Origin of the sequence: Staphylococcus sp. HMSC62B09, assembly GCF_001839115.1 — a bacterium.
Classification (GTDB): Bacteria; Bacillota; Bacilli; order Staphylococcales; family Staphylococcaceae; genus Staphylococcus; species Staphylococcus haemolyticus.
In genome coordinates this window covers 17,045-31,697 of sequence record NZ_KV840124.1, presented here as the reverse complement: position 1 = coordinate 31,697, position 14,653 = coordinate 17,045, and the positions used below count along the sequence as shown (strand labels likewise).

Genomic DNA, 14,653 nt, shown 5'->3' with positions numbered 1-14,653 from the left:
TGGCTAAGTACATTGATGAGCAACGTAAGAAAGTAATTGATGAAGGTGTACTATCTGCTAACGAACTACTTCATATTCTAAGTAATGCAGCAGTAGGTGATGAGAGTGAAATACGTGAGGTTGTTGTTAAACGTGGTGAGTTTCAACGCAACCCAGATACTGACAGAATGAACCTCGTGTATAATGAGCATGTAGAAATGGTGGAAGTACCTATTAAGCCTAGTGACCGTTTACGTGCTAGAGATATGCTCGGAAAGTATCATAAGCTATTTACCGATAAGCAAGAGTTAGCTACGGATACACCAATTTTAATTAATATAGGTGAATGGCCAGAAGATGAGGAAGAAGAAAAACGGAAAGCATTAGATGAAATACATGAACAACACCCTAATAGAACAATGATTATTAATGATATTCCAGATGAGGACTGATAACCATGTGTTCTAAGATAGAACAGATTAATGTAAATAATATGTTCAACAGGGCTATGAGCATTAGAGAAAATACTGTTATTACTTATACTAATCTAATGACGGATAAGGAAATAAAGATATGGAACTCACTAAATTCAGCAGAGCGAGTAGGCATTATACTATCCTTTAATTTAATGCTAGTGAAGAATGATGTAGACAGAAGAATAGTGCCATCTATAAAGTTAGATGATGAAAGGATATTTATAAATAATAATTAAATATGGCCACACAGTATTTTTTTGATAAAGTTGGAAAATTTAAAGAAAGCATTAATATTTTTTTCAAACCTTCAAAACCACAAAAATAAATGTTAAAATTTTTAATAGTTTTTTTTATTTAATCGTAAAATTTTAGAGAGGGAAATATTAAATGATAAATATTGATGGTTTTCAAGTAAGTTTGTCTAATGGTTTTCATGATTTTAATTATACAAAAGTTATCAATAAGAAAAAAAGGTTGGAATTCAAAAAGTTTTACATATATGAAGATGGAAAAATTGTAGTAAAAAACAATCCTGAGAAAAATGTCAAAATATTAAAAAATATTAAACATCCAGAGAATGAAGAAAAAAGAATTGTAATTTATATTGATCCAAATGGTAGATTATCTTTTATGATAGTTAAAGAACACAAAGTTTTAACTCTGGAAAAAGTTATTGAAAAAGCTGAAAGTAATCCACCTCATAAGGTGATTCCAATATCATTTTTTAAAAAATTAATTTTTGTTGGTGTTATAAGATTTAGATATGCTAATATGCAAAAAGTGGAATTAGCTATTGGATATGATAAGTCTTTAAGTAATAATTTTACTTATTTTTTCCCACATAAAATTAGAGATTTTCTTGCTGAGAAGACTAATAAATTAGCATTATTGGCTCATTCTGGTTATTTTAGTGTTGATAAAAAAGATATACTATCTAAATATGAAAAGTCTGGTGAGATTAATAATCCAGTTTACATAAAGTCTATTACTGAAGAAGGTTTAAATTATTATTATCCGTTAAAATATGATGGTTATGATAAATATAACAAAAAACATTATGTATATAGCACAAAAAGAATAAAACTTAGAAAAAGACAAATATATAGCTTTATTAGAAAATCAATAACAGGACAATATGTCATAGTTATGACTGATTACTTAAAGAAGAGTATTATATTTAAAGAAAAAATAGGTAAGTTTTTAAGTCTTTTTATAAGAACAAATAAAGATATATACTTCGAGAAATTCAGTAAAGGGGCAAATGAATCGGCTTTTGAAGTGTTTAAATTATCTAAAAAGTATAATGATAAAAATTCAGTATATATTTTAGACAAAAATCATGACCAATTTAATAAACTAAGAAAAATATATGGAAAGAAAAGTGTAGTAGCTCATAATTCAATAAGAGGATTTATAAATATATTTAATGCTAATAAAATTATATCTTCTGATTTATCTACACATATGTTCCGAACATTATATGATAACAGTAGATTCTTAAAATCAAAAATAAACAATAATAATAAAAAGATTTTTTTACAACATGGTATTTCATTAGCTACTAATGTATTTGAAAGAGGGTATTTTAATCCTAAAGTACCTATTGCACCAGATTTTATAGTAACCAATTCAGAAGTGGAACAAAATTTATTTAAAATATATACAGATTATAAGCCAAAACAATTAATTTTGACTGGGACACCGAATTTAGATTTATATGTTAAAAATACAGAAAAACAAACAGATATTACTTTTATGCTTACATGGAGACCTTGGGATTTAGTGGGTGAAATTTCATCAAATAGTTATATTGATAGATATTTACATTTCATAAAGTTAATAAATAAATTACATTTTGCGGAAAATGTAAATGTGATATTACATCCTAAGGCTAGAGAAATATTAACTGAATAGTTTCCTGATGTTTTAAAAAGTATAGAAGAGTATTTATATGAGGGTGATATAAAAGAAGCTCTAATGAAATCAAAGGTATTAATTACGGATTATTCATCAATCTGTTTTTATGCATATGCTGGAGGAAGTAAAGTTATTTTCTTTTGGGGAGATAAAGAAGAAAGTGAAAAGCAATATGGTGCTAAAAATATACTCCAAGAAGAAAATGCCTTTGGTGATATTATTTATGGTATAGATAATAAATTATTGAAAACTATAAAAGATAATTTTTATAACAATTATGAAAATAAACAATATAGAAAAAATTTTAATAAACTTGTTGAAAAAACTGATGGTAATAACACAGAGAATATCTATAAGTTAATCAAAGGTGGATATTTTGAAAAATAAAATTTTGTTCTCTTTTCTATTATTTCTATGCTTACATAATTTATTATTTCCTGATACTACAAAAGAATCTATGGTATTAGGTCGATATAATAGTCAAAATATAGATCAACTCATTTTAAATACGAAGACTTCCACTGATTTTAATAATAATCATCATGCTTACATTGTTTTAGGTACAAGCTTGTCTAAAGATGGAACATTGAAAAGAGAAACCATTAAGCGTTTAGCTACATGTTTGAAAGCTAAAAAACAGAATGAAAAAGCATATATAATTGTATCTGGTGGAAGACCAGTAAATGGGAATACACAAGCTAATGAAATGAAAAAGTGGTTAATACAGCACTGTGTAAAGGAAAAAGATATTATTACTGAACAGAATTCAAGTGATACTATTGAGAATGCTATAGAGACATTAAAAATAGCAGACAAAAGAGATTTTAATTCATTAAGCCTTATCACAAGTGGTGATCATGTGAGAAGGGCTACTTTAATATTTGAAAAATTAGATAAAAATAAAAAAGTAAATGAAATAATAATACCTAAGGATGAAGTTGGTACAAAGTTTTCTTATCAAGAAAAAGAAAGAATTAAAAAAAGTATGCTTGATTTAAACAATATGACAAAGTGACAATGTTTTATTCGATGTAATCCTTTTTTAAGTTTAGAGAGTTATTCTAAATTAGATGGAATTTTATTGCTGAAAATTTAAGGGCAAAAAAAGGGCATATTTTTGATAATAAGGGCAAAGGTATGAATATATTTTTTAGAATATATAGTTATAAGCACTGATATAAAGAGCTTTTGAAAGATTATGATGTTGTATAAAATAAAACTAAGTAAAATCGGGCTTCAAGAAAAGGATTATCCTAAGACATTGGCTATTTGGGAGCGTTCAGTTATTGCTACACATGACTTTTTAAAAGAGAAAGATAGAGTAGAACTTAAAAAGGAAATCCCAATATACTTCCCGCATGTTGAGGCATATTTGTGGTTTGATGGTGATGATGTCATTGGATTTTCAGGGACTAATGACGCTAATTTGGAAATGCTATTTTTAGATCCTAAATACTTTAAACAGGGTTGTGGCACGGAAATACTACAAATTTTAATTCAAGAGCATAAGGTTCAATATGTGGATGTAAATAAAGATAATCCCAATGCCTTGTCATTTTACCTTAAAAATGGATTCAAAAAATATAATGAATCTGCAAAAGATGGACAGGGTAGGGATTATCCAATCATACATATTAAATTGTAAACTGTTTTATTTCTTCCATTGCATTAGTAAGTTTGTATGGTTTGTTTTATCAACACTGGACTCCATTTTTATAAATCCTAAACTTTCATAAAAATGAACAGCTCTATTATTTTGTTCAAATACTTTTAAAGATAAATGATTGTATTCTGATTGTAAATGTTTGATGAGGGCATGACCTATACCTTTATTACGGTATTCTTCTTTCACAAACAATCCGGCTATATAATTATCTCTTAAGCCACAGAAAGCAACTATTTGTTCATTTGCCTTATACACATAAACATCGGCATCTTTAAGTGAATCAAGCACATTACTATAGTTGTCTATCCAGTAGAAACTATCAATAAAGGTATGTGTATCTAAATTTGCATTAAGCCAAATGTTTCCTAATACTTTTATAGTTTTACGATTTTTCTTTTTTAAATGTTCTATCATAGCAGACACCAACTTTGCTTGTTTAGTAGATAACTAAAGTAATAAAGAGATTAAAGCTAGAATTGGAAGGGTTCCTTGTTTAAGGAAAATACTAATATGACTCGTTAAGCCACCGTAAATAGCTACTATAATGGTGTAAATTAGAATTGGAATGCATAGTTGTTTAGGAGCACTACTGAAAAAAAGACCATAAATTAGAAGTAAACCAATCAAGCCATTATACACTCCTTGGTTCTTAAGAAGGGTATTTATGTTTTTATTATTGAGTTGACTGACAGTAATACCGAAGACTTTGCTCGTTCTATCGGAAGTCGTTGCTATGGTCTCTAAATACATAATAAATAGAAATTCAATCGCTACAAGTAAAATGAGTATTATGGATAGTATATGAATTTAAATCAGTCCTTTTTTGTAAATTATAAATTGTATTTTTATGTGCGTCTCTATTACTTGTTTGATTATTACCCTAATTTTAGTAGTATTTGTGTGAAATAGAAGTTTTAATAAGAAAAATTCACTAAATATTAACTTATTTTAAGCTTTTGAGAAAATTTTCGAAATATTTTTAAGCGTTTTCACAAAATTGTTACATGCATGACCGTTAAAATATGTTACTTTATAGTTAAACAAATAAATTCATTTTATCCACTGACGTTCAATCTTTATATTAGGGATTGAGCGTTTTGTTTATAGGCATAAAAAAGAGTGAAATCATCCGATTTCACTCTTTTTTATATGGAATGTTTATGTGCGTAATGAGAGACTTATTTTTTAGTTAAATCGATGATGAATTTAACAAGTTCAATAATACCAGAAATGATTCCCATTTTGAGTACCTCCTTATTAAATGTTAAATAAAGTATATCGTGACTTTGAGAGGATGTGTTTGATAATTCTTAACTCAATGAAAGCGTTTCGTATTCGTTAGATTTCAGACAACTTAATACGATAAATCATGCCTATCTGAAAGATTGAAGAGTAACGTGTTATTAAATGTATGAAAGAACTTCTAATTACTATAATATATTGACTTTTCAGCAATATTTTCATATATTGTATGTATTACGTTGATTTTTACATAGGTGTTTATCAAGCATTTGTGCAAGGATTTTCAATATCCATTGTTCATTTGAAGGATAAGGCATATGTTCAACCATACATATTAGGTAGCTTGAAAAAGCATTTTTACATATTAAGTAAATGAGTTCTCATAGAAACCTACAATAGTTAGTAAATATCCGATACCTAAGGATAAAACTAGACTATTGTAGGTTTTTTCTTATATTGTTAATAGTATAAGGAAACTTTTTGTTGAAATAGATTGAAGACATGGAGGAGCGGCAATGTTAAGTTCTGGTTTTTTACTAACATTATTTTTCGTAACGCTTGTCATTGCAGTGTTAAGTGGCTTGATTTTTTTAGTGCCATCGGTTCCTGTAAAATACATACGTTTACATTTAACTTTACTTCTATTACCTGTCATTGTAGGAGTAATTGGATTAATTACTATTAATGGCAGAGAAGTTATAGGTATCTTTGCTCTAGATAAACTAGCTTGGTTAGTAGGTGCCTTTGTATTAGCTTTAGGTTTTATTATTCAGAAATTTTCTGCACGTTACTTATTAGGCGATCGTAATTATCGTAAATACTTCCCGTTATACACATTTACAACAGTATTTGCGTCTATTGGCTGGTTAAGTAATGATTTACGCTTGATGGTTATTTGTTGGGGACTAACATTATTTTGTCTAACACAACTTATACGACTAAACCGTTCTTGGAAAGTGCCGGCTGAAGCAGCAAAAGTATCTGCGCGTTCATTTATCATTGGATGGGTTGCTTTATTATTAGCTGTAGTTGTATTTTTTATCGGTACTGGCGATTGGGTTATCGATCCATCACAAGATTACGATGTTTCAATGAGTTATGGACTGAAATTAATTGTAGATTTATTACTTGTTATTGCTGTTATTATCCCAGCAGCACAATATCCATTTCAAAGTTGGTTAATTGAGTCTGTTGTAGCACCAACACCCGTATCTGCAATTATGCATGCTGGTATTGTAAATGCTGGTGGTATTATTTTAACGCGTTTTTCACCAGTATTTGATAATAATATTGCATTAACGTTATTACTTATTATTTCAAGTATTTCAGTACTTATTGGATCAGGAATTAGTTTAGTGCATGTTGACTACAAAAGACAACTTGTTGGTTCAACAATGAGTCAAATGGGTTTCATGCTTGTGCAATGTGCTTTGGGTGTTTATTCTGCTGCGATTATTCACTTGATTTTACATGGCGTATTTAAAGCAACGCTATTTTTACAATCAGGGTCAGTTGTTAAACGCTTTAATATTCCGACACCACCAAATGTTAAGCGTTCTTATGCTTGGACAGTATTAGGAAGAACATTAGCCGTTGTTATTGCTATTACCTTCTTTTTAACAAGTTCGCATACACCTTACACATTAATTAGCGCCTTTATCCTAGCATGGTCATTATCTGTATCGTGGAATCAAATGGTTGCACTAAATAGAGGTATGATGGGAAGAGTAATTGGTATTGCGATGCTTATCATTGTGGCACTCGTTTACGTTGTGACACATGAAGTATTTGTTAATATTTTAAATAGTGTATATATGGTAACGCCACATCCACCATTAATTAGCGTTATCATTTGTGTGGCCATTCTAGTATTAGGTAGTATCTTTAGCATTTGGGTAGCACGTCGTCGTTCATCAACAGCTTTCGCTAAAGTATATTTATGGCTTGTAAAAATTGGAGAAGCAAAATTTAAATCGGTTGAAAGTCATCCGAACTACTTAAAGAATTATTTATAAGAGGTGAAATCTAACATGACAATAACTAAACATAACATAGAAGAAACAGTTAAATCGGCACGTCGTGTGATTACACCACTATCTCCTATATCTATCTTTGCAGCACGTAATCCATGGGAAGAAATGGAACATGAAACGTTTGATCAAGTAGCTCAATGGTTTAAACATGTTCGTGATATAGATTTATACCCAAGTCACGCGTCAGTGATGACTGCTTTAGAAAATGGCGAGATAGACCAAAAACTTGTAGAAACAGAAGTACAACAAGCTATTAAAGACTACGACACTTCAGTGCCAAAATCACATATAGATATTTATTGTGAAAATGCGATGCGCATCAAAGATTTGCCTACAAACCTAATTACTAAAGAAGCATACTTAAAGATTGAAGTATCTAAGCTCAAACGTGTATTTGAAAATGAACCTTTTAAATATGCACGATCAAAAAGTGCGAATGCATTTAATGCTAAAGGTGAATCTTTAATGGATGAACTTAATACACATATTATTAAGTGGTCCAAATTATATTTAGATAATTTCCAATCAAGTTGGACTATGCCTAAAAGAGAAGAAGGATTCTATATTTCTTGGCTACATTTAGCACAGCATGATCCAATGCTTACTAAAACACAACGCAAAATGATTAAGACATTGCCTCAAGATTATAGAGAGGCTTTAATCATGGCATTAAATCATTTAGATATAGCTGAAGATGAACGTGAATCATATTTAACAGGTCATTTCCTATCATTACCAGGTTGGGCAGGTATGATTTACTACCGTGCTGAACAACATGAACATGAAGCGGATTTGTTAACACAGTATCTTGCTATAAGATTAACGATGGAGTGTATTTTACTAGATACTGAAAAAATGAGCCGTCCGGTAGTCTTAAATGTTGAAAGACGAATCAAAGAACTTGTAAGTAAATGGTTATATTATGGAGAGATGTCAATTGATGATTGGGCCTCAATGTCTATAGAAGACCAACTGGAACATTTAAGGTTTGCTCACGATTTTAACCCACTCTATTTCAAAAAATTATGGCTTGAAGCGTGGGAAGAAACACATGAACGTGAGTTAGTAGAAGCGATTTATGATAAATCTGTTAAACCAGTAGAGCAAGAAACTCAAGTCCAATTAGCTTTTTGCATTGATGTGCGTTCAGAGCCTTTTCGTCGTCATTTAGAGAGTGAAGGACCGTTTGAGACGATAGGTATTGCAGGATTCTTTGGTCTTCCAATTAGAAAAGAAGTGTTAGATGAACAATTTACGCATAATTCATTACCTGTCATGGTACCACCAGCCTATGCCATTAAAGAGTATGCCGATCGCCATGATTTAAATACGTATAACCAACAACAACATTCGGTTACATCCATGTTTTATACATTCAAATTGATGAAACATAATGTCTTACCGAGTCTACTATTACCAGAATTAAGCGGATCATTTTTAAGCTTAAATACGATAGCGAGTACATTAATGCCGAAGAAGACAGGCCACTTTGTTCGTAATTTTACGAAGAATTGGTTGAAGAAACCTGAAGCTAAATTAACAATAGATCGTGAGCATGAAATTTATAGTGATTTACCAATAGGATTTACTGAAGAAGAACAAGTTGCTTTCACAAGACAGGCATTACAGTTGATGGATTTAACGACAAACTTTGCACCTTTAATTGTATTAGGTGGTCATGGAAGTGTGTCCAATAACAATCCTTATCATGCTTCGTTAGAATGTGGCGCTTGCGGAGGCGCGTCAAGTGGATTCAATGCTAAGCTATTGGCAATGATGTGTAATTTACCACATGTACGTAAAGCTTTAAAAAATGAGGGTATAGTGATTCCTGACTCAACCGTATTTGTTGCTGCAGAGCATAAGACCTCTATCGATGAATTAGAATTTATTTATATGCCAGAATTAACTAAGGAAGCTCAAAATGCATTGGATATGTTAAATGAAGCTATGCCACGTATAAGTTATAAAGCGAATTCGGAACGTCTCGCTAATCTTCCTGGCTTAGATCAAGATAATTTGAAAGACCCGGTTGCAGAAGCGCATCGCTTTGCGAATGACTGGAGTGAAATCCGTCCAGAATGGGGCTTAGCTCGTAATGCAGAATTTATTATTGGTCAGCGTAATATTACTGCAGGTACCAATTTAGAAGGACGAGCTTTCTTACATAATTATGATTGGAAGAAAGACACTGATGGGCAATTATTAAATACAATTATTTCGGGTCCAGCTTTAGTAGCACAGTGGATTAATCTACAATATTACGCGTCGACTGTTGCACCACATTTTTATGGAAGCGGAAATAAGACTACCCAATCAGTAACATCTGGTGTTGGCGTTATGCAAGGTAATTCAAGTGACTTATTGGCTGGGTTACCTTGGCAATCGGTTATGGCTGCAGATAACAAAATTTATCATTCTCCAATTCGATTGTTAGTTGTTATCCAAGCGCCAGATCAATATATTAAAGACTTACTTGAGAATAATATTAAATTCAAACAGAAAGTTGATAATCAATGGGTACGTTTGGCAAGTATTGATGAGAATGGTAGTTGGAAAGACTGGTAGAGAGTTCGGTTTTTTCGGAAAAAGTGATAAAATAAGGTTAATCAATTAATAGGAGATAAATGATTAATCATGGCTAAATCTAAAGGTGCTTATGAGGCAGAGATTAGTAAGGCAATTACACAATGGGAAAAGGATTTTCTCGGACGTGGTTCGCTTTCAGTAAAAACTGATATACTACGCGATATGATTATCGTCAACTTACAAGGCGTATTAACTCCTGCAGAATATCGAGTATGCAAGACACAAGAAGGCCTACTTAACATTAAACGTACGCGTTCGGAACTTGTGGAGTCAGGACAAGATGATTTGATGCAATTAATCTTAGATATTACTGGCGTCAGTGTGAGTAGTTTCCATAGTGATTTAAGTACGATTACAGGCGAACGAGTGATTGTATTTAAACTAGATACTAATTTGGAAAAGCAACTTTAAACTCAATGTCGTTAATGTTAATACAATTTTAAAGAGGCACCCTAAAAGTTAGATTATTATGCTGACTTTGTAGGGTGCTTTTACGTATAAGCGTTTTAATTAATGAATTATCCATTTATATTTAAACATTTCTAATTAAGAGATTATTTTATTGGATTAGTGTACAATTTACACAAAGAGAATCTAGGAGTTGAAAGTGATGCGCGTAAATGAGTTTAAGCAACCAATTGGAGAAGCATTAGATGATTTTGTGACGCCGTCTTTTCCTGATGCACAAACGCTAGAGGGCAGTTATGGAAGGCTAACAAAGCTGAGTATTGAACACATAAATAATTTATATGACGTTCTATGTGATGTTGAATCGAGACGCATTTGGACGTATCTTTATGAGGGCCCTTTTGATTCTAAGACTGAATTTGAACAATACATTAAACAACTTATTGATAGTAAAGATAAATATTTCTTTACGATTTTAGATAATGTGCAACAAAAACCTTTAGGTATTCTAGCATTAATGCGTATAAATCCAGAACAAGGGTCTATAGAAGTAGGCAATATTATCTACTCTAAAACGTTAAAGAAGACACGTGTGGCTACAGAAACTCAATATTTGTTAGCGAAATACGTGTTCGAAACGTTAGGCTACAGACGATATGAATGGAAATGTGATAACTTAAATGCACCTTCCAAACATGCTGCGCAACGATTTGGATTTACATACGAAGGATTATTTAGACAATCTAATATTTGTAAAGGTCGTAATCGTGATACTGCTTGGTTCTCAATGTTGGATAGTGAGTGGCCAGATGTAAAAGCAAGATTTGAACACTGGCTTAAACCATCTAATTTTGATCAGGAGGGACAACAAATTAAACATTTAAATGACTTTTAATAAGTAAAATACATGTTTAATTATTTTTGAAAATAATGAAATTAGGGACTGGTGAGCGTATGAATAAACAAATAAGTGGAATTTCACCTAAGATGACGGTGCCTATGTTCATGATCGGGTTAATTATTTTTGTCGTTGTTGCAATAAATGTAATTCACGATACATTATTGGTTCAAAATATCGATATAGGTTCTTTACATTGGCTGACAGATTATTTTGGTATGCCGCAACGTAAATACGGCGATGGTATTTGGCATAATTTCATGACTTTTTGTGCTGAGATAGGAGAAGTAAAGTCAGTTATCTATATCACACTATTTTTAGCAATTGTTTTATTGTTTAAACATTATAAATTCTCAATTTGGATGATGTTAACTATAACGAGTGGTACGTTATTAAATTATTTAATTAAACAACTCATCGAGAGACAACGTCCATTTAATCATTTGATGCGAGACCACGGATATTCATTTCCAAGTGGGCATTCTAATGCAAGTACGTTACTTGCTTTAATATTGTTAATTATTTTAATTCCTTTAATAAAATTCAAAGCAATAAGGATAATAGCCAGTATTATCACTATTATCATTTGGATAGGTGTGCTGTGTTGCCGACTATATTTTCATGCGCATTATATTACAGATGTAGTTGGAGGCGTTACACTAGGTATCATTTGGGTAGCATTGTTTTTAATGATATTACCATTGTTTTATCTTAATTTACGTAATAAGCCTAATAATAAATAGTTCAATATCTTTTTTACAAAGGGGAGATGGCAATGTCAAAAGATAAGGAACGTACTTTAGTTCTTGGCGGAGGCGGAATTACAGGAATTGCTTGGGAATCTGGCGTGTTAGCTGGATTGATTGAAAGTGGTGTAGGTTTAGAGTTGGCAGATAGAATCATAGGCACATCTGCAGGTTCGTTTGTAGGTGCAGTACTAGCTAACGGTTATGATATGCGTACATATTACTATGAGCTAAATGAACGAATAGATGATAGTGATCATGCGAAGCTTTCTTCAGATATTTATCGGTTATGGCAGAAAGCATTTATCGTAGGACGTGATGATGCGACTAAAGTAGGTCAAATGATGGGTGATATTGTATATACGCGACCTTCACATGTTGATTTAACTAAACGTAAACAAGCCATTCGTCAACGTTTAGGTGATGTAGGGTGTCATGATAATTTAGAAATTACTGCTATGAATGCTAAGACAGGAGAAGTCGCTACATTTCATTCACACAGCAATGTAACACTTGAGGAAGCCGTGACAGCGAGTGGTGCAGTACCTGGCATTTGGCCACATATACGTTTGAACAATCATGATTGGATTGATGGAGGTATGGTTTCTCCGACAAATGCTATGTTAGCTAAAGGTGCAGACAGTATTATTATTTTAGCGCCGATAGCAGATGGTTTAGGTATGATGCCAGGTGCATTTGATGATGCGAAATTATTAAGCGAGCATAGTCATGTTTTAGTAATTAGTCCAGATAGTAAGAGTAGAGCTGAAATTGGAGATAACATTTATAATCCCAATAACATACTAAAAATTGGCAATGCTGGTTATGAGCAAGGAAAGTTACTTGCACAACGTATTCATCTGGAATTTTGCGAGTGGGTTGAATGATTTGAAGATTTTAAGGCTACGCGCAGTATTATAATATGCTAATTTTAGAATAAGGAGAGAGTAAGAATGAAAGTAAAATCACCACGCCCAATTAATTTAAAGGGGACACGTAAAGAAGCGGTCTTATTGCTTCATTCATTTACTGGAACGATTCGTGATGTGAAACCCTTAGCACAAAAACTTAATCAAGAGGGTTATACATGTTACGCACCTAATTATAAAGGACATGGATTACCACTAGATCAGTTTACGCAATTTACTGTTCACGATTGGTGGAATGATGTATTAAATGGTTATCAATACTTGAAAGATGAAGGGTATGAAACCATTTATGCAACAGGCGTATCATTGGGCGGATTATTCACATTGAAATTAGCTGAAACGGTAGATGTAGCGAAAATTGCGGTTATGTCAGCACCAAGTGAAAAAGAAGAAGCTGGTATAGTATGGCGTATGGAACGCTATGGTCAGCGCATGAATGAGTTAATGAATTTAGATAGTGATGTTTCACAGGCACAGTTTAATCATATAGAGAACTATCGCCCAAGTGTTCGTGTATTCAAAGATTTCATTTCCAATATTACTGCTCATTTAGGCGATATCAAGACACCAGCGAGAATTCTTTATGGAGAAAAAGATGAACAATCTTATCAAGATAGTGCACATTATATTTATGAGCACATTAATAGTGAAGATAAAGGTTTAACAAGTCATCCTTTATGCAAGCATCTCATGACGCATGGTGAAGGCAGTGATAAAGTAGAAACACAAATTGCAGAATTTTTCATGACTAATTGAGTGGAGCGAATGTGATGAAACGTACATTTTTACTAACTTATATAACAACATCTGGAAAAAATTATACTGAATTTAAAACTTTTGAAAATGGTCCTGATAAAGATGCATGTATTCAACGTCTTATTGATGAATTTGATGAACTTGCTTATTTATTTTTAAAAGATGGCCAACAATCTCATTATATCAATGTTGATCATATTGAAAGTTTGAGTATTCAAGAAGTTACTGAGGGACAAAACGTAATGTACGATTTTAATGGTTAATTTAATTATTAGCGTAACTAATGTAAATAGAAGGAGCAGGACAGAAATAATATTTTCCAAAATTTATTTCGTTGTATCCCCAGCAAAGAGAATTTTTTTAAGAGATTCTCTTTGCTGGGGCCTCGCCTGCCAGGCAATGCTGACTAGAATTAAAAAGCTTTTTACGAATGCATTTTTAATTCAGTCAACTACTGCCAATATGTAATTTTAGCCTGAACATTGATTTATGTCCTAGGCTCTTTTTTATGCTACAAAATGCACAACGTCTTGATCTATAAATTTAAATATTGTGCTCCTATTGATAATTTAGTTTAACTAAGTATAAGACAATGAATATCATTATACCTAATACTAATCACTTCATTTCGTTTAGAAATTCAATGATTTTTCCTCGTTGATTAACAACTATTTTATGAACATTTTTGTCCTTATCAATTATTTTGACACCATTTGGGACAACGAATAAAGTATTAACTTTCGAAATTTATTGAATATGTTGATAAGGTACGAAGACTGAATCAGCTTGAATGTTAAATGAGTGAGGAGTAAATCTAAATCCATCATCCATAAATACAATGTGGCCCCATACAGCTTCTACGCCTTTCCAATAATTAGCTTTAATTCTTTTATGAAGTAAACTCATTATATCCCCCCTTAGGCAATCAATATTAGTTAAATTTTACTATAAAGATAAAAAATAAAAAATCTATGTATATTGCACTTATAAGAAAGACGTGTTAAAGTATTACTT

General features: G+C 31.7%; 15 protein-coding genes and 1 pseudogene. 12 read left to right on the top strand and 4 right to left on the bottom strand.

Features of this window, described 5'->3' with window-relative positions:
* The 4 genes and pseudogenes from HMPREF3265_RS04950 to HMPREF3265_RS04930 form a co-directional block, all read left to right on the top strand.
* A partial coding sequence (locus HMPREF3265_RS04950; RefSeq protein WP_070861073.1) for a terminase small subunit occupies window positions 1–431 on the top strand: 431 nt, incomplete at its 5' end.
* Window positions 432–842: 411 nt separating this feature from the next.
* Window positions 843–2,759: pseudogene (locus HMPREF3265_RS04940) on the top strand (CDP-glycerol glycerophosphotransferase family protein).
* Complete coding sequence (locus tag HMPREF3265_RS04935) at window positions 2,749–3,387, top strand: YdcF family protein (RefSeq protein ID WP_240558002.1); 639 nt, start codon at window positions 2,749–2,751, stop codon at window positions 3,385–3,387. Before HMPREF3265_RS04940 ends, HMPREF3265_RS04935 begins: the two are co-directional and overlap by 11 nt.
* A 183-nt stretch (window positions 3,388–3,570) precedes the next feature.
* Window positions 3,571–4,017 carry a GNAT family N-acetyltransferase gene (locus HMPREF3265_RS04930; protein WP_371106705.1) on the top strand — a complete coding sequence of 149 codons (447 nt, stop codon included), beginning with the start codon at window positions 3,571–3,573 and terminating at the stop codon, window positions 4,015–4,017.
* A 6-nt stretch (window positions 4,018–4,023) separates the two neighbouring features.
* Here HMPREF3265_RS04930 and HMPREF3265_RS04925 read toward each other — a convergent pair whose 3' ends face one another.
* The 3 genes from HMPREF3265_RS04925 to HMPREF3265_RS13080 all read right to left on the bottom strand — a co-directional run bounded on the left by HMPREF3265_RS04925 (window position 4,024) and on the right by HMPREF3265_RS13080 (window position 5,279).
* On the bottom strand, window positions 4,024–4,452 hold the full coding sequence (locus tag HMPREF3265_RS04925) for a GNAT family N-acetyltransferase (RefSeq protein WP_070442233.1): 429 nt from the start codon (window positions 4,450–4,452) through the stop codon (window positions 4,024–4,026).
* 33 nt (window positions 4,453–4,485) lie between these two features.
* Window positions 4,486–4,845 carry a DUF1304 domain-containing protein gene (locus HMPREF3265_RS04920; protein ID WP_037551719.1) on the bottom strand — a complete coding sequence of 120 codons (360 nt, stop codon included), beginning with the start codon at window positions 4,843–4,845 and terminating at the stop codon, window positions 4,486–4,488.
* Window positions 4,846–5,216: 371 nt separating this feature from the next.
* Window positions 5,217–5,279, bottom strand: a complete 63-nt coding sequence (locus HMPREF3265_RS13080; RefSeq protein WP_089046351.1) for an alpha family phenol-soluble modulin — start codon at window positions 5,277–5,279, stop codon at window positions 5,217–5,219.
* 516 nt (window positions 5,280–5,795) lie between these two features.
* Between HMPREF3265_RS13080 and HMPREF3265_RS04915 the strand changes: the two genes are divergently transcribed.
* The 8 genes from HMPREF3265_RS04915 to HMPREF3265_RS04880 all read left to right on the top strand — a co-directional run bounded on the left by HMPREF3265_RS04915 (window position 5,796) and on the right by HMPREF3265_RS04880 (window position 13,902).
* Window positions 5,796–7,295 (top strand): NADH dehydrogenase subunit 5, encoded by a 1,500-nt coding sequence (locus HMPREF3265_RS04915; RefSeq protein WP_070442230.1) that lies wholly within the window; start codon window positions 5,796–5,798, stop codon window positions 7,293–7,295.
* A 15-nt stretch (window positions 7,296–7,310) separates the two neighbouring features.
* On the top strand, window positions 7,311–9,881 hold the full coding sequence (locus tag HMPREF3265_RS04910) for a DUF2309 domain-containing protein (RefSeq protein ID WP_070861072.1): 2,571 nt from the start codon (window positions 7,311–7,313) through the stop codon (window positions 9,879–9,881).
* A 69-nt stretch (window positions 9,882–9,950) separates the two neighbouring features.
* Window positions 9,951–10,313, top strand: coding sequence for a Na-translocating system protein MpsC family protein (locus tag HMPREF3265_RS04905; RefSeq protein ID WP_011276808.1), 363 nt, complete (start codon window positions 9,951–9,953; stop codon window positions 10,311–10,313).
* Between the two features lie 199 nt (window positions 10,314–10,512).
* Window positions 10,513–11,205, top strand: a complete 693-nt coding sequence (locus tag HMPREF3265_RS04900; RefSeq protein ID WP_070861071.1) for a GNAT family N-acetyltransferase — start codon at window positions 10,513–10,515, stop codon at window positions 11,203–11,205.
* Window positions 11,206–11,264: 59 nt separating this feature from the next.
* Window positions 11,265–11,951, top strand: coding sequence for a phosphatase PAP2 family protein (locus HMPREF3265_RS04895; RefSeq protein ID WP_070442221.1), 687 nt, complete (start codon window positions 11,265–11,267; stop codon window positions 11,949–11,951).
* 32 nt (window positions 11,952–11,983) lie between these two features.
* Window positions 11,984–12,841, top strand: coding sequence for a patatin-like phospholipase family protein (locus tag HMPREF3265_RS04890; RefSeq protein WP_070861070.1), 858 nt, complete (start codon window positions 11,984–11,986; stop codon window positions 12,839–12,841).
* 66 nt (window positions 12,842–12,907) lie between these two features.
* Complete coding sequence (locus HMPREF3265_RS04885) at window positions 12,908–13,639, top strand: alpha/beta hydrolase (protein WP_070861069.1); 732 nt, start codon at window positions 12,908–12,910, stop codon at window positions 13,637–13,639.
* 14 nt (window positions 13,640–13,653) lie between these two features.
* Window positions 13,654–13,902 (top strand): hypothetical protein, encoded by a 249-nt coding sequence (locus HMPREF3265_RS04880; RefSeq protein WP_070861068.1) that lies wholly within the window; start codon window positions 13,654–13,656, stop codon window positions 13,900–13,902.
* 484 nt (window positions 13,903–14,386) lie between these two features.
* Here HMPREF3265_RS04880 and HMPREF3265_RS12850 read toward each other — a convergent pair whose 3' ends face one another.
* Complete coding sequence (locus tag HMPREF3265_RS12850; RefSeq protein ID WP_240556417.1) at window positions 14,387–14,545, bottom strand: hypothetical protein; 159 nt, start codon at window positions 14,543–14,545, stop codon at window positions 14,387–14,389.
* Window positions 14,546–14,653: the final 108 nt, after the last annotated feature.

What these genes read in the sequence shown, in the direction of transcription:
- HMPREF3265_RS04930 (WP_371106705.1), top strand. Translation starts at nt 3,571, where the DNA reads ATGATGTTGTATAAAATAAAACTAAGTAAAATCGGGCTTCAAGAAAAG.
- HMPREF3265_RS04925 (WP_070442233.1), bottom strand. Translation starts at nt 4,452, where the DNA reads ATGATAGAACATTTAAAAAAGAAAAATCGTAAAACTATAAAAGTATTA.
- HMPREF3265_RS04915 (WP_070442230.1), top strand. Translation starts at nt 5,796, where the DNA reads ATGTTAAGTTCTGGTTTTTTACTAACATTATTTTTCGTAACGCTTGTC.
- HMPREF3265_RS04910 (WP_070861072.1), top strand. Translation starts at nt 7,311, where the DNA reads ATGACAATAACTAAACATAACATAGAAGAAACAGTTAAATCGGCACGT.
- HMPREF3265_RS04905 (WP_011276808.1), top strand. Translation starts at nt 9,951, where the DNA reads ATGGCTAAATCTAAAGGTGCTTATGAGGCAGAGATTAGTAAGGCAATT.
- HMPREF3265_RS04900 (WP_070861071.1), top strand. Translation starts at nt 10,513, where the DNA reads ATGCGCGTAAATGAGTTTAAGCAACCAATTGGAGAAGCATTAGATGAT.
- HMPREF3265_RS04895 (WP_070442221.1), top strand. Translation starts at nt 11,265, where the DNA reads ATGAATAAACAAATAAGTGGAATTTCACCTAAGATGACGGTGCCTATG.
- HMPREF3265_RS04890 (WP_070861070.1), top strand. Translation starts at nt 11,984, where the DNA reads ATGTCAAAAGATAAGGAACGTACTTTAGTTCTTGGCGGAGGCGGAATT.
- HMPREF3265_RS04885 (WP_070861069.1), top strand. Translation starts at nt 12,908, where the DNA reads ATGAAAGTAAAATCACCACGCCCAATTAATTTAAAGGGGACACGTAAA.
- HMPREF3265_RS04880 (WP_070861068.1), top strand. Translation starts at nt 13,654, where the DNA reads ATGAAACGTACATTTTTACTAACTTATATAACAACATCTGGAAAAAAT.
- HMPREF3265_RS12850 (WP_240556417.1), bottom strand. Translation starts at nt 14,545, where the DNA reads ATGAGTTTACTTCATAAAAGAATTAAAGCTAATTATTGGAAAGGCGTA.